This window comes from Macrococcoides goetzii (genome assembly GCF_002742385.2).
In the GTDB taxonomy this organism is placed as follows: domain Bacteria; phylum Bacillota; class Bacilli; order Staphylococcales; family Staphylococcaceae; genus Macrococcoides; species Macrococcoides goetzii.
The window spans coordinates 237,632-252,821 of the sequence record NZ_MJBI02000003.1; the positions used below are offsets into that span (position 1 = coordinate 237,632).

Genomic DNA, 15,190 nt, shown 5'->3' on the forward strand with positions numbered 1-15,190 from the left:
GTTTAAAATGAAATGTCCCGCTACAAATTTGTAGCAGGACATTTTTTCATTTTATTTAGTAGTAAAGATTTGTACAGCGTAATAGTAGTTACGTTGTTTGTTAGTGTCATATGCAACTTTCATTGCGATCGAACTTCTTTTGAAAGTTGGACGTAACATATTTGCTCTATGATCTTTAGATTGTTTCCATTGATTAAACATTAACTGCGCTAAATATTTTTCATTCGTTGATGGCGTTTTAGTACTTTTAATGCTACGTTTCATAACATTCTCACCTTTAATGATCGGTTGAACAGATTTAGGAAACGCTGTTTTAAAAAGTGTACCATCTGGACGGTAATGAGAGAATACTTTTGTTACTTCTTCTGCTCTTTTATTCGTACCAGTTTTAATCTTTTTATCGCTGATGTATTTAATAGGCGCAACACCGTTTGCTTTTCTTTCTTTATTGATAAGCTTTAATAACTCAACATTCAAACGGTAGTTACTTAATTTGTTACTCGTATTAAATTCTGAATTTGTCGCAGCATCTGCTGATTTTGGAGCAACATAAGATACACCCGAGAATAGAATTGCACTTGTAAGTGAAACTGATAATAATTTTTTCATTATAAATCTCCTCTTTTGATATGTATAATCTGAATACATATTATATCCATGAGAATAATATTACTTTAATTAGAGTAAATGTACAATGATAAAGTATATAATTTAAAAATTTATAAAAAAATATCATACAATATTAAATAACGAAAATAATATAGATTAATATATTAGATTATTTTTCATCTTTTCCGGATTCTCCAACTATCCGGAAATGTTGGACTAGATTTTATGTTTATTCCCTTCATCTTTTCTGGATTCTCCAACTATCCGGAAATGTTGGACTATTTTTTATGCTTATGCTTTTCACCTTTTCCGGATTCTCTTAGTATCCGGAAATGTTGGACTAGATTTTATGTTTATTCCCTTCATCTTTTCCGGATTCTCTTAGTATCCGGAAAAGATGAAACGTTAAAATCCTAAAAATCATATTCAATATAACAAGTTGATCTTGCTTCACCTACTTTTTGATAGTGCTTCGATAAAAAATATCGTATCGTCCTTTCATTTAAACCTGTCCATTTGGCAATTTCAGTCGTTTTAGCCCTTCCTTTCTTTATCGCTGCAATGGCATCAAATGTTCTTATCATCACTTCTTTATTCTTCTCTTTATGACCACAACTGCAAATAAAATATTGTTTCTTAAACTTATGAATCATCCCAAGCTTTCCACATTTACAGCATTTTATCCCCGGTTTCATCTGATCAAAATCATAGTAATATATCTCCTCATGTTCAGAATCATTTTTATGCTGTTCGACCAATATATTTGCAAAACGCTGCATCTCTGAATTAATATGCTGATAACGCTTAAGATGATTCACTATTTTATGTACATCAAAATGAAAATTTATATCTTTACTTCCCGGAAAATTCCTTAAATCCAATGTATCATTGATAAATATGATCTTACTAATTACATTAAAGTGAAAACCATTCTCCTTAACGATTTGTTTCAATTTCTTATGTCCCTTCATTAATGAAGAAACAAGATCTTTTTCCACATATCCATTCTCACTCGTAAATATGCCATCTTCATAATCATATCGGCCACTAAAGTTCTTCACATCAAAATGAAATACAGTATCTTCAGTTATAACGATAAAGTCATATTGTATTTCACCAGGCATTTCTATTCTGATATCCCATAAGATAATAATATTTTCTATATCGCTTATTAGATGAAGAAACTTTTCTTCACCTTCTAATCCTTTCCTATAATGTGATAATGCCAGGTAGTCTCTTTTCTTAAAGAATAAGCGCTGATCAACTTCTAATAAATATGATATATACCTCGATGGATGATGTGACTTGAGTAACATTTTAAGCCCTCCTTTCGCTCATCATATAAAGGAAAGAAATTGTGTGCAAATTGCAGCAATTCAATAATTGTGCATCTTTCAACGCAGAAAATGAATTTTGGAACAAATTAAAAAAGAAACTGCAGCACTTTCGTTGCAGTTTCTTAAAATTAGCATTTCATTCAAATTTTTTAATGGCTACATTGTTTATGCATATCAATAACCATACGACCTTGTATTTTACCGTCATGCATTTCTTTAAATACATCGTTCACTTCATGTAGACAACGTGTTTCAACAATCGGTACAACTTTACCTTCTGCACCGAATTCAAATGCTTCACGTAAATCTTCACGTGTTCCTACTAAAGAACCAACGATTTCAATACCGTCTAATACAGTTTTTACGATTGCTAAATCCATTGTTTCTGGAGGTAAACCAACACACACTACTTTACCAGCTGCACGTACACCATTGACTGCCTGATTGAACGCTACTTTAGAAACAGCTGTAACAACTGCTGAATGAGCCCCACCAACTTCATTTTGAATCCATTCACCGGCATCACCATTTGTAGGATTAAAAGTTAAGTCTGCGCCAACTTCTTTCGCTAATAGCAATTTATCATCATTAATATCAATCGCGATTACTTTGGCATTAAATACATTTTTCGCATATTGAATCGCTAAGTTTCCAAGTCCACCACAACCGTAGATTGCAATCCATTGCCCTGGTTTAATGTCAGCTACTTTAATCGCTTTATAACAAGTAACACCTGCACACGTAATACTAGAAGCTTGAGCAGGATCTAATCCTTCCGGTACTTTTACTGCATAGTCAGCTTTAACGATACATTGTTCTGCCATCGCTCCATCTACTGAATATCCGGCATTCTTCACTTCTCGACAGAATGTTTCTTTACCGTTGACACAATACTCACAATGTCCGCATCCTTCATAGAACCAGGCAATCGATACTCGGTCCCCCACTTTAATACTTGTTACATCAGGCGCTACTTCCTTTACAATACCGATACCTTCATGACCCACTACCGTACCAGTAACATCACCAAAATCACCTGCTGCTACGTGTAAATCCGTATGACATACACCACAATATTCAACATCTACTAATGCTTCGCCTGCTTTAATCGGACGTAATTCTTTTTCTACAACATCTACATATCCCTTATTTTCTTTGCTGACTACTGCTGCTTTCATTGAAATCACTCCTTAAATATATTATTATCTAAGTTCATCATATCACTATTTTAATATAGTTGATTGTGATTTAGTGAACAATATGTGAAAGTATATAAGCAATATTAAAGATATATTACTTACAAACAAAATAAAAAGTTTAAATAAATTACTTTCTTCTAAAATCATTTCAAGTATGGTAATTTGATGAAAAGGGAGTGAAAATATGTATAAATTTCAACCAATGACACTTACAGATGCTAAAGAAATATTAACATGGCAATATGATTCACCTTATGATTTCTACAATATCATTAATACTGATGAAAACCCTGCAGAAATATTGAATAATACAATTCGTACTAATCATTTCTATAGTGTGTATCAGCAAAAACTTATCGGACTTATAGAATTACATCACAATAAAAATACCTGTAAACTCGGGCTTGGACTTAAGCCAGAATATACAGGTAAAGGTTATGGTGAAACTTTCGTCAGAGAGGCAATTGCGTTCATTCAAACGACATATCCAGAAACTACTATTATCGAGCTTGCAGTTGCTACTTTCAATGAACGTGCGATTAAAGTGTATGAACGATGTGGTTTCGAAGCACTCGACTATGAACTTATGGTAGCTCACGGTGTATTACATGAATTTCTGAAGATGCGAAAAATATTAAATAACATCTAAATGATGTTCTTTGATCGGTCTTTTCTTCTCAAGCTGGGTACTCACGATGCTTGCTAAAAGTTGCTGAAAAAACATCCCAAATGCAACTGGTAAGGCAACTTTAGGCGGAAAATAAGTTGTCGCAACAATAATTCCAGTAGAAATATTTCGCATGCCACATAAAAATGTAATACTGACATGACGTGCATAACTACATTGCATAAAGTGACTCATCACACTGCTAATCACATAACCGCTCACTACAACAACGAATACAACCGCAATGATAAAAACTAATTCTATCGAGAAATCTTTCATATACGGTGCAATCGCGCCACCATTGACAAAGATAATACCAAACAATGCAAGCCTACTGAAAGGATTTAGGCTGTTACCAATCTTATCAGGCACTTTGCCATGACTCACTTCATTGATGACAATGGCAACTATTGTTGGAACGACAATCATCAATATGAGATCCATGATTAAGTCATTCGTATTAATCTTCACAGTTTCACCTGAAACAATATGCATCGTCAAAGGAATGATCACCGGCGCTAAAAATGTATCAAGCAATACAACAGCTAAACCTAATGGTAAGTCCCCTCGACCAACATTTATCCAGATGATGCTCGTAACACCTGTTGGTACACACATCAACATCACAAAACCAATCACAAGTAAATGATCATCAAAAATTAGATTGGCAATGAGATAACTTAACACTGGCATAATCAAATGCAGAACAATCATACAAAACAATATGTCTTTCGGTGCTTTGTAGAAAATATTTAAATCACTAAATTTCATCTTCATACTGCCGGCAAACGTCATAAAAGCAAATAAATAAGGTACTACTATTAAAAAATGATGCCCAAATTCATCGAAAATGACACCTAAAGATAAACTAATTAATGTAAGCAAAGCGATATTTTTCTGTAAAAATTTATTCATTAAAGCAATCAACGATCTTCTCCTAAAATATTTTTTATTATCTATCATTTATTATAAAAATCTGGGTATGATAAAAATGTAGCACAATATATAAATGAGCTGATAAATATGGTAACATTCGAATACATCTTCTATATTGTTCTTTGCATTATCGGCAACATAATATTTATTAATATCTTTAGAAAATTTATTCGATTTATGAATGACAAACATATTCATTCAAATAATACAATATTTGATGGTTCTGCTAGTGCTTTATCTTAATCAAACGCCATTGATAACGACTGCAATGATTCATCTTTATTCGACGCTGGATATGAATCATGCGGAGGAGATGGTGGTGGGTACTAAAATCATCAACATTAGTATAAGGCAATGCCAAATCTGACATTGCCTTATCTTTATTTATTTCTCTTTTAAACCTAAAGTTTTTGCAGTGTTTGCATTAATTTCTTCAAATAGATCTTTGTGCTCTGCTAATTTCAAGCCATAGGATGGAATCATCTTCTTAATTTGAGGTTCCCATTCAGGTATTCTATCTTTAAAGCATTTTTCGATCACTTGTAACATAACATATACCGCAGTAGAAGCACCAGGAGAAGCACCAAGTAAGGCTGCAACACTGCCATCTTCAGCAGTAATCACTTCAGTACCAAATTGTAGTGTACCTTTACCACCATCTTCAGTTTCTTTAATGACTTGCACACGTTGACCAGCAACAACGATTTCCCAATCTTTCGATTCTGCATTTGGAACAAATTCACGTAACTCTTCCATACGTTGTTCATGTGTTTGTAATACTTGAGAGATTAAGTATTGTGTTAATTTCATCTCTTTACCACCAGCTGACAACATGTTTGTTATGTTTCCTGGATTTACTGATGCTAATAAATCTGTATATTTACCCGTCTTTAAGAACTTTGGACTAAATCCAGCGAATGGTCCAAATAATAACCCGCGTTCACCATCGATATAACGCGTATCTAAATGAGGCACTGACATCGGTGGCGCACCAACTTTAGCTTTACCATATACTTTGGCTAAATGTTGTTCTACGACTTCCTGATTCTTACACACTAAGAATAAACCACTTACCGGGAATCCACCAACGCCACGAGCTTCAGGAATCTTTGTCTTTTGTAATAATGGTAATGAATGACCACCTGCACCGATAAAGACAAATTTAGCATTGTGGATTTCTGTTTGTTTACTATTTTGATCATATACTTTTACATTCCAGCTGCCATCTTCAGCACGCTTAATGTCTTTTACTGTATGTTCGTAGTGTGTCACTGCACCATCAAATGATTTCATCACATCAAATAAATCTTGTGTTAATGCACCGAAGTTTACATCACTTCCTGCTGCCATACGTGTGATAGCAATACGCTCACTCGGATCGCGACCTTCCATCATTAAGGGCACCCATTCACGCATCTTATCATGATCTTCAGTTAACTCCATACCTTGGAATAATGGATTATCTTTAAAAGCTGCTAAACGATTCTTTAAGAAACGAATATCGTCTTCACCTTCTACAAAACTTAAATGCGGTACCGACATAATGAAGTCCTGAGGATTCTTTATTTTACCTTCATTCACTAAATAAGACCAGAATTGTTTAGATAGTTGAAACTGCTCATTAACATTCACAGCTTTATCGATATTGATATTCTTATCTTTATCTTCAGTCGTATAGTTTAATTCACACAATGCAGAGTGACCAGTCCCTGCGTTATTCCATACGTTCGAACTTTCCAAACCAGGTGCTGAAAGTTTTTCAAATACTTTAATATTAATTGCCGGATCAAGTTCTTTAAGTAATACACCTAAAGTCGCACTCATAATCCCACCACCGATTAATATTACGTCAGTTTGTTTAAATACTTTTTTCATTTTATATCCCCCAACACATCTATAATATATTTCCATTATAGACCTTTTTTCATCATTTGTAATACTAGTATAATGAAAATCCAAAAATATTGTAACCGTATTCATTATTTTATTATTATTTCTTCAAATATTATATGTTTGAACCCTTAAAAAAAGACCTCAATCAATGAGGTCTTCAAAAATTATATCTTCTTTCTTAAATCGTCTTTAGGAACTGTAATTTGAATCGCAACAAAAGAAATGATAGCCATTACTGCATTAGCGAGTATTCCGATCATCGCACTCGTTTCTAACCCAAACTTCATACAGAAACTATAGATTGCCATACTAATCGCGATACCAAATGCGCCACCTAAAGCTGACGCCATCTTATAAATACCTGAAGCAACCCCTACTTTTTCTTCTGGAGCTGTTGCAACTGCTGTATCAGTAGAAGGTGTCGCATAAAGACCGAGCCCTAAACCAAATAAACCAAAGCCTATTACACAGCTTATGATATATATATTCTCCGGTAAGAATGTAAGTGAAATCATCACGATACCAACAAATACTATTGCAGAACCAAGTAACATCGGTTTTTTAGCACCCATCTTCTGTAATAACTTCTCACCCACGATAATCATCGACAATACTGTTACCACATATAAAATTGAAAGCATACCAGTCTTACTTGAAGAAAAGCCTAAACCTTCCTGAATATATGTATTCGCAACAATCAATGTGCCTGCAACTGCATTTAATAAAAAGTTTGAAATAACAGCGCCTAAATATGGTTTATTCTTAAATAAATGAAAATCGATCAACGGATTGATTTGACGTTTCTCAATCATTATAAATGCAATAAAGCTCACGATACTTAAAATAATCAGTCCAATAAATAGAGGTGATGTAACACCAAGCGTACCCCCTTGAGTAATCACGATGTTTAAACTTAACAATAGAACGATTAACGTGATTAAACCAATTAAATCAAACTTCATATCGTTCGGTTCATCAGATTTTGTTTCCGGTGTACCATGAATTAAAATCATCGCAATAATTGAGAAGATAATAGAAATGATAAATATCCATTCCCAGCCAAAGTTCTTAGCAATCATTCCACCAAAGAAAGAACATAAACCAGAACCACCCCAAGAACCAAATGACCAGTAACTCAGCGCTCTTTGACGATCTTTATCATCATAATATGCCTTAATAATAGACAACGTTGCCGGCATGATACATGCAGCAGAAATACCTTGAATAATACGACCAATTAATAGAAAAGCTGTCATATGTGTTGCAATCATGATAAATGATCCAATGATACTTAATATTAAACCAATCTGCGTCATCTTTACGCGACCGACTTTATCCGCTAAGCCTCCTGCACCAACGACAAGCATCCCAGAAAATAATGCTGTTAAACTGACAGCAATATTTATAACATCAAGCGTACTGTTAAAATGATGCTTCAAATCTAAAACGACAATAACAAGTGACTGGGCAAATAACCAATATGTTAATATACCAAGTACGATACCTAAAACTAATTTATTACCACCCTTATAAGGTGTATCCATGCGAAAGACTCCCTTTTTACTTTTTATACAGTTAATTTATACCCACATTTTTATTATTTTAGCATAATATCATGAAAATTTTTTCTGAAAATTTAGTTTAAAGGATAATGAAGTCTTATAAAACTTTTATCTATTACAACATATGTTTGAATATATGAAAGAAATAACTTACGATTAAAATAGCGTAGCATAACGATGTATCAAACTCTGAAAGGAGCAAAAAATGAATCCATTAGAACATATTCAGCAACCGCAACACACAGCATATTACGAAAAAGACATTTTACTGAACCTAACCTTCACATTTACAACGAACAACCGTATCTTCTTTCCAAACGGCAAACATAAAGATCTGTTCAATCATAACTACAAGTTTGATATCAGTATTAAAAGCCCAGTTGATGCATATGGACTCGCAATAGACTTCTTTCAAATAGAACGTGACTATAACGAAAAAATTGCACCACTATTAAATGCACCCATCCTCAACGAATCACTACCAGAAATGAATACAACTGTGGAGAATATCGCTTATTTCATATGGGAACAATTTGAGAATATACTCGATCAAACATCTGCAGTTCAAGCTTTGACGTTATACGAAACAGAGAATCACAGTGTCACATTAGACAAAAATTAAAAAAGCACTACGGATATCAAATATTATCCGTAGTACTTTTAAAATTATTTGTCGGCAATGCACAATAATATAATAAAAATATAAATCTTAGACCAAAAAATAAAAAAATGATAGGTAATATTATTTCATCTTTAAATAATTTAATGTCAGAAAAAAAATATAGTAATCCATAAATCATGAAAACTACTCCAAAAAACATATAAAAAATATTGAAGTATTTATATATTTTTGAGTCTTTTCCTACATCAATCATCCTTCTTTGAATAGCACTATATATAGGTATTAATACTACCGGCATTACTATCATAACAAACAGCAATGTTCCAAGTATGTTGTCTCGAATCTTTAGAATCAAAGTCAAATGCATGTTTAATAAATCTCAGATAGGATTGCATCACATTTCACCTCTATATTAATTAATAAATAATAATATTATTTATTTAACTCTTTCAATGAATTATAACCGTTATATCGATTACTAGGCAGTGTGCAATACCACAATATAAAAATGATATAGCTCGAAAATACCATCATCATATAAGCATTGAAATGACTTATTTCTAATAGCTTGATATTAAAAAATATTTTTAATAAATAAATTAAAGCCCCAACTAATAATAATATAGAATATAAAAATCTCATACTCTTAAACAAAGACGAGTTAATCCCAACATCATTCACTCTTCGCATCGCAGCACTTGCTGTTGGCCAGATAATTATCATAAAACCAACTAAAAATAAAAGTAGCCAGACTAAAGAAAGAAAGAATTGATTTGCAAATAAAAATGCAAAGATACTAGTATAAACAACTAGTATTACGAACTGTATTAACATGGAAGACCAAAATTGAAAGCGTGTGTCTCGTTCGTCATTTTCAAAAGTAAGATTCCAAAACCTTCTATATGCTTCTCCCATTTAACCCACCTCTTTTTATTGTATTAACAATATTATACAACGCCTAAAAAAAAAGTAAATACAGTTATCAGAAAAGACTGAAAATAATACAGCTAAAAAAAGACGCACTCTCGCACGCCCTTCATCACAAAAGCTATAAATTAAGTATCTCTTCGAGTACTTTTGCGATACCATCGTTATTATTATCATCCGTTACAATATCAGCAACCTGCTTTAAATCTGGATGCGCATTTCCCATGGCAACACCGATACCTGCATCTCTAACCATTTCCATATCGTTTAGTTGATCGCCAAATGCAATGACATTGTCTTTAGCAATATTTAATCCTTCACAAATATGGTCGAGTGCACTGGATTTATTTACACCTTTAGCAGTAATCTCTAAATAAAATGGTGTCGAACGAATTGCACCAAATGTGTCACCACAGATTTCTAATATTTCTTTATCAATTTCATCTATACGCTCAGAATCTGCTGTAAGTAAAATCTTCATTGGATCAAAATCAAGTGTTTCATGTAAATCATGTGTAAGATTAAAATTAAGTCCATGATCACGATATTCATGAATGACATATTGATTATCTGCATCGTTTGCATATAAATCTGTACCGTTATCAACGATGTGGATAATGTTTAAATGCGCAATCGCTTTTAAGAAATCTTTAGCGTCCTGATTCGTTAATGACTGCTTGTATTTCACTTCATTTGTTTCAATATCTATGACCATACCACCATTGTAAGCGCCGATTATGCCATGATGTTTATCTAACTCTAACTGTTCTATCTCAAATTTAAACCCTGTTCTCGGGCGTCCTGATACAAGGGCTACCTTAATTCCATTTTCCTGCGCTTTCATCAGCACTTTTTTCGTTCTTTCTGTAATTGTTCTATCATCAGCTATTAAGGTCCCATCACAATCTAAAGCAATTAGTTTAATATCTTTAGCCATAAATACACACTCCTATTTGAAAATAAGGATTTTGACAATTGTCAAAACCCTTATTGTTTTAATTATAGTTCTTCACCATTTGTTGCGATCACTTTTTTGTACCAGTCGAATGATTTCTTCTTACTACGTTTCATTGTACCTTTACCTTCGTTGTCACGATCAACATAGATCATTCCGTAACGTTTCTTCATTTCCCCTGTTGTAAATGATACAACGTCAATTATTCCCCAAGGTGTGTATCCTAGTAAGTCTACACCATCTTCTAATACAGCATTTTTAACCGCTTCAATATGTGAACGGAAGTACTCGATACGCGTATCATCATTAATTGAACCATCTGCTTCAACCGCATCAATGGCACCAAATCCATTTTCAACGATAAATAATGGAATTTGATATCGATTATATAGCGTATTTAGTACATAACGTAATCCAACAGGATCAATTGCCCAACCCCAGTCAGATGACTTAATATGTGGATTTTCTACACCATTCGATAATCCTCCATTAACAATATCACCGGTATTATCATTGTGAACATCGTGCTTAACCGTTGTAGACATATAATAACTGAATGCTAAATAGTCCACTGTACCCTGAGCTAAGATTTCTTCATCACCAGCTTCAATCGGTAGCGAAACACCTAATCGTTCTAGTTCTTTTAATGCATAGGCTGGATACTTACCTCTTACATGCACATCCGGGAAGAAGAATCTTTCACGGTTAGCAATTTCAGCAGCCATAATATCTTTCGGATGACATGAATATGGATAAACAGGTACATGCGACACCATTGCGCCAATTTTAAAATCAGGATTGATTTTCTTTCCGATAATCACTGCTTTTGCACTTGCTAATAATTGGTGATGCGCTGATTGATACATGACTGCACGAGCATCTTCTCCTGGTTGTACTTGAATACCAGCATTCGTCCATAAGAAAAGTGGGTTATTAACGTCCATCTGGTTATTGATTTCGTTAAATGTCATCCAGTACTCAACTTTATCTTTGTATCGATTAAACACAACTTCCGCAAATCGTGCAAAGAAGTCTACTACTTCACGACTTCTGAATCCACCATATTCTTTCGCTAGGTGTAAAGGTATTTCAAAATGACTTAATGTAATGACCGGTTTAATATTATGCTTTAATAATTCATCAAAAACGTCATCATAGAATTGAAGCCCTTCTTCATTCGGCTCTAACTCATCGCCTTTAGGGAAAATACGTGTCCATCCAATTGAAGTACGTAATACTTTTAGTCCCATTTCAGCAAACATCGCAATATCTTCTTTATAATTTGAATAGAAATCAATCGCCTCATGGTTCGGGTAAAATTCATTATCTTCAACTTTATCTGTAATTCTACGTGGTACACCATGTGCACCTGCTGTTAATACATCAACAACTGATGGACCTTTGCCACCTTTGTTCCAGCCACCTTCAAATTGATGTGCGGCAAGTGCGCCACCCCATAAAAAGTCTTTGCTTAGTTTCGTCATTTTAAAATCCTCCTATTTAATAATTGTTATCATTCCATTTGAATTTGAAACCGACGTATTTGTATTGTCAATAATGACATCATTGTAGTTCATTGTATTTGTCACAACAACTGGAGTTACAGTTGAATAACCTTTTGATTCAATTGCTTTTTTATCAAAATGAATTAATGGTTGTCCAATTGAAACTTTATCACCTTCGTTTACTAAAAGATCAAAATGTTCACCTTTTAATTCAACAGTATCTAAACCAACATGTATTAAAACTTCAACACCATCATTACTCTTTATACCTATTGCATGTTTTGACGGTGTTGTCATAACAATCGAACCTTCAACTGGCGAAGATACAATACCTTCTGAAGGGTCTATCGCAAAACCTTTACCCATTGCACCACTATTAAATACCGGGTCTTTAACTTCATTCAATGGAATAAATTTACCTGATAACGGAGAAACAACCACTTGTTCTAATGATTCAGTAGTAATAATGTTATCCTCATCCTCATTATCTTCTGGTGTATCTAATTTCGTATCAACAACTTTAGCTGTATCTTCACCATAACCAAACATCATAATTAATACAATCGGTAAAATAATCGCAATTGCAACGCCAATACATATTCCGATAAACGATGATGGGTTATCTTTACTGATACCATTTACAATTGTTAACGGTCCAGGCAATCCAGCATAAACGTAATAGTATGGATTAAAGAAACTTGCTACTACCGCACCAACAGCTCCTGATATACAACCTATAATAAAAGGTTTTTTAAATCTCAAGTTAATACCATAAATAGAAGGTTCAGTGATACCAAAAATACCAGTAATACCTGCTGATAATGCAACTGATTTTGTTTCCTGAACTTTTGATTTTAAGAATACACCTAATACAGCACCAACCTGCGCAATAACAGCGATTGTTTGATAAGCTTGGAAAGAGTCACGACCATAGTTATCGAAGTTAGCAAGTACAACAGGTGTAATACCCCAGTGAACACCAAAGATAACAAACACCTGCCAAAATGCACCAATAATAATTGCAGCTACTATTGGTAAATTCTCTGCTAAATAGTTATATCCATCAGCTACACCATTTGCAAATAATGTTGATAATGGTCCGATTAATAGTATTGTTAAAGGAACCATAATTACCATACACATTAACGGAACAAATAAAGATCTTACAACCTCTGGGAAAACTTTATTAAAGAACCTTTCAACATAAGATAAAATCCAAACTAAGAATAATGGAGGTAATACTGAAGAAGTATACACTGTTTGTGAAAGTGCAATCCCCATAAATGTTATCTTTTCTCCTTCAGCAATACGTCCTGCAATTTCAGCCCAAGTAGGACTTACTAAAGCCATAGCACAAACAACAGCAATATAAGTATTGACTTTAAAATGTTTAGAAGCAGTTAAAGCAATGAAAATTGGTAAGAATGTGAATGGTGACCATGAAATAAAGCTAAATACTTCATAAGTTCCCGTCTTCGCAAAAGCTGGCCATGCTAAGTTAATTAATATTAAGATACCTTGTAAAATCCCCGCTGCTGCTAAGATATAGATGAAAGGTGCAAATACTGCAGACATTGTAGCAATGACTCTGTTAAGAATCGATCCTTTTTGCATGTTTTCCTCTGTATTATCTTCTACATTTGTAATGTTAGTAAATGCATCATATACTTCACCAACATGTTGTCCGATTACGATTTGAAATTGTCCGCCGTTCTCAACTACCGTTATAACTCCAGGCATTTCTGACACTTTCTTTTTAAATTCAGGATTCGAACGCTTTAATACCAATCTTAAACGTGTAGCACATCTGGCCACATTTACAATGTTTTCTTCTCCACCCACTGCACCTAAAATATCATGAGCGAGTTGTTCATAGTTTCTCACTTGTTTTGCCATAATATCATCTCCATTTGATTACGTTCTAATTTATTATACATTTTCATTTTAATTGAACCGGTTCAATTAAACAAGTGCGAAATAATATAAATAATGTATAATTAGTGACAAGTAGATATTTAGGAGTGTTAGATTTGAACAAATATGAAATTATCGCAGAAACTATTCAACAAAGTATATATGACCAGAAATTAGAACAAGGGACTAAATTACCAAACGTTGAATCACTCATGAAACAGCATAACGTTTCAAAAAGCACCATCACAAAAGCGCTCGATACACTTGAGAAACGTGGCGCAATATTTCAGCAGCGTGGAAGCGGGATATTTGTAAGACGTCAACGTCGTGAAGGATATGTCAGCTTGCTTACAAATAGAGGATTTACTGCAGATTTAAAGGAATTCAATATTACATCTGAAGTTCTGAAATTAGAAAGAATGAAAGCAGATGACGAAGTAAAGTTGAATCTGCATCTGGAGGAGAATGAAGAAGTTTATTACGTAGAACGTTTGCGAAGAATTAATAACGATATTTTATGTATTGAAGTCTCTTACTTCCCGGTCAAACTTGTTCCATATTTGAACAATGAAATTGCTGAAGGATCAATCTTTAATTACTTAACAGATGCTTTAAAGTTTAATATTAGTTTTGCTGATATTTATATGCATATTGATGAACTCAATGACATTGATGCTATGAAACTTGAACTGAAAAAAGGTAATCCTGCGCTGTTTTTAGAACAAGTTGTCTATCTTGCAACAGGTGAGCCATTTGATTTCTCAAAGATTACGTACCACTATAAACATTCGAAGTTTTTTGTACAGGCTACAAACTACTAAATATACATTTTATGTTATAATGGAATAAAAATGTAGAAGGTGGTAATGTTATGGCTTGGTTTGAAGCATTGGTATCCATCGTAATTAGTCTTGTTCCTATTCTCATAGTCTTTCTTATCCTAATGGATGGATACAGAACGAAATTAAATTCAGAGAAGATTATTGCACAAAACGAAGAAATCATCGCTTTATTGAAGCAAAATAATAAAGGTGGAGGACAAACATTATGATGAGTATAACAGG

Annotated in this window: 14 protein-coding genes; 4 read left to right on the forward strand and 10 right to left on the reverse strand. The window is 33.6% G+C overall.

What is annotated here, in order from left to right; genetic code table 11:
* Positions 1-51 precede the first annotated feature (51 nt).
* From BFS35_RS09130 to adhP, 3 genes are all read right to left on the reverse strand, one after another.
* Positions 52-609: a CAP domain-containing protein gene (locus BFS35_RS09130; RefSeq protein ID WP_158554291.1), complete on the reverse strand. Its 558-nt coding sequence runs from the start codon at positions 607-609 to the stop codon at positions 52-54.
* Between the two features lie 413 nt (positions 610-1,022).
* Positions 1,023-1,925, reverse strand: a complete 903-nt coding sequence (locus BFS35_RS09135; protein ID WP_099581218.1) for a nuclease-related domain-containing protein — start codon at positions 1,923-1,925, stop codon at positions 1,023-1,025.
* Between the two features lie 170 nt (positions 1,926-2,095).
* A complete protein-coding gene (gene adhP, locus BFS35_RS09140; protein ID WP_099581220.1) occupies positions 2,096-3,124 on the reverse strand; it encodes an alcohol dehydrogenase AdhP in 1,029 nt (342 codons plus the stop codon).
* A gap of 205 nt (positions 3,125-3,329) precedes the next feature.
* Here adhP and BFS35_RS09145 point away from each other — a divergent pair, with 205 nt between their 5' ends.
* A complete protein-coding gene (locus tag BFS35_RS09145) occupies positions 3,330-3,794 on the forward strand; it encodes a GNAT family N-acetyltransferase (protein ID WP_099581222.1) in 465 nt (154 codons plus the stop codon).
* On the opposite strand, the gene BFS35_RS09150 is transcribed toward BFS35_RS09145, so the two are convergent.
* The 3 genes from BFS35_RS09150 to BFS35_RS09160 all read right to left on the reverse strand — a co-directional run bounded on the left by BFS35_RS09150 (position 3,780) and on the right by BFS35_RS09160 (position 8,185).
* Positions 3,780-4,739 (reverse strand): bile acid:sodium symporter family protein, encoded by a 960-nt coding sequence (locus BFS35_RS09150; protein WP_099581224.1) that lies wholly within the window; start codon positions 4,737-4,739, stop codon positions 3,780-3,782. The two genes, BFS35_RS09145 and BFS35_RS09150, sit on opposite strands and share 15 nt — an antisense overlap.
* A 393-nt stretch (positions 4,740-5,132) precedes the next feature.
* Entirely contained in the window at positions 5,133-6,623 is a 1,491-nt protein-coding gene (gene mqo, locus BFS35_RS09155; RefSeq protein ID WP_099581226.1) for a malate dehydrogenase (quinone), read from the reverse strand.
* A gap of 182 nt (positions 6,624-6,805) precedes the next feature.
* The gene (locus BFS35_RS09160) at positions 6,806-8,185 is read right to left on the reverse strand and encodes an MFS transporter (protein WP_099581228.1); all 1,380 of its coding nucleotides are present in this window, start codon (positions 8,183-8,185) and stop codon (positions 6,806-6,808) included.
* 223 nt (positions 8,186-8,408) lie between these two features.
* Between BFS35_RS09160 and BFS35_RS09165 the strand changes: the two genes are divergently transcribed.
* The gene (locus tag BFS35_RS09165; protein ID WP_099581230.1) at positions 8,409-8,825 is read left to right on the forward strand and encodes a 6-pyruvoyl trahydropterin synthase family protein; all 417 of its coding nucleotides are present in this window, start codon (positions 8,409-8,411) and stop codon (positions 8,823-8,825) included.
* A gap of 432 nt (positions 8,826-9,257) precedes the next feature.
* On the opposite strand, the gene BFS35_RS09175 is transcribed toward BFS35_RS09165, so the two are convergent.
* The 4 genes from BFS35_RS09175 to BFS35_RS09190 all read right to left on the reverse strand — a co-directional run bounded on the left by BFS35_RS09175 (position 9,258) and on the right by BFS35_RS09190 (position 14,108).
* Positions 9,258-9,740 carry a hypothetical protein gene (locus BFS35_RS09175; RefSeq protein WP_099581234.1) on the reverse strand — a complete coding sequence of 161 codons (483 nt, stop codon included), beginning with the start codon at positions 9,738-9,740 and terminating at the stop codon, positions 9,258-9,260.
* A gap of 133 nt (positions 9,741-9,873) precedes the next feature.
* Positions 9,874-10,689, reverse strand: coding sequence for a Cof-type HAD-IIB family hydrolase (locus BFS35_RS09180; protein WP_099581236.1), 816 nt, complete (start codon positions 10,687-10,689; stop codon positions 9,874-9,876).
* 62 nt (positions 10,690-10,751) lie between these two features.
* A complete protein-coding gene (locus BFS35_RS09185) occupies positions 10,752-12,191 on the reverse strand; it encodes a 6-phospho-beta-glucosidase (RefSeq protein ID WP_099581238.1) in 1,440 nt (479 codons plus the stop codon).
* Between the two features lie 12 nt (positions 12,192-12,203).
* Positions 12,204-14,108 carry a beta-glucoside-specific PTS transporter subunit IIABC gene (locus tag BFS35_RS09190; protein WP_099581240.1) on the reverse strand — a complete coding sequence of 635 codons (1,905 nt, stop codon included), beginning with the start codon at positions 14,106-14,108 and terminating at the stop codon, positions 12,204-12,206.
* A 134-nt stretch (positions 14,109-14,242) separates the two neighbouring features.
* Between BFS35_RS09190 and BFS35_RS09195 the strand changes: the two genes are divergently transcribed.
* Entirely contained in the window at positions 14,243-14,947 is a 705-nt protein-coding gene (locus BFS35_RS09195; RefSeq protein WP_099581242.1) for a GntR family transcriptional regulator, read from the forward strand.
* A gap of 50 nt (positions 14,948-14,997) precedes the next feature.
* Entirely contained in the window at positions 14,998-15,177 is a 180-nt protein-coding gene (locus tag BFS35_RS09200) for a hypothetical protein (RefSeq protein ID WP_099581244.1), read from the forward strand.
* The last annotated feature ends 13 nt before the right edge of the window (positions 15,178-15,190 follow it).

Excerpts from the sequence above, each read along its gene's own strand:
- BFS35_RS09130 (WP_158554291.1), bottom strand. The coding sequence starts at position 609 with ATGAAAAAATTATTATCAGTTTCACTTACAAGTGCAATTCTATTCTCG.
- BFS35_RS09135 (WP_099581218.1), bottom strand. The coding sequence starts at position 1,925 with ATGTTACTCAAGTCACATCATCCATCGAGGTATATATCATATTTATTA.
- adhP (WP_099581220.1), bottom strand. The coding sequence starts at position 3,124 with ATGAAAGCAGCAGTAGTCAGCAAAGAAAATAAGGGATATGTAGATGTT.
- BFS35_RS09145 (WP_099581222.1), top strand. The coding sequence starts at position 3,330 with ATGTATAAATTTCAACCAATGACACTTACAGATGCTAAAGAAATATTA.
- mqo (WP_099581226.1), bottom strand. The coding sequence starts at position 6,623 with ATGAAAAAAGTATTTAAACAAACTGACGTAATATTAATCGGTGGTGGG.
- BFS35_RS09160 (WP_099581228.1), bottom strand. The coding sequence starts at position 8,185 with ATGGATACACCTTATAAGGGTGGTAATAAATTAGTTTTAGGTATCGTA.
- BFS35_RS09165 (WP_099581230.1), top strand. The coding sequence starts at position 8,409 with ATGAATCCATTAGAACATATTCAGCAACCGCAACACACAGCATATTAC.
- BFS35_RS09175 (WP_099581234.1), bottom strand. The coding sequence starts at position 9,740 with ATGGGAGAAGCATATAGAAGGTTTTGGAATCTTACTTTTGAAAATGAC.
- BFS35_RS09180 (WP_099581236.1), bottom strand. The coding sequence starts at position 10,689 with ATGGCTAAAGATATTAAACTAATTGCTTTAGATTGTGATGGGACCTTA.
- BFS35_RS09185 (WP_099581238.1), bottom strand. The coding sequence starts at position 12,191 with ATGACGAAACTAAGCAAAGACTTTTTATGGGGTGGCGCACTTGCCGCA.
- BFS35_RS09190 (WP_099581240.1), bottom strand. The coding sequence starts at position 14,108 with ATGGCAAAACAAGTGAGAAACTATGAACAACTCGCTCATGATATTTTA.
- BFS35_RS09200 (WP_099581244.1), top strand. The coding sequence starts at position 14,998 with ATGGCTTGGTTTGAAGCATTGGTATCCATCGTAATTAGTCTTGTTCCT.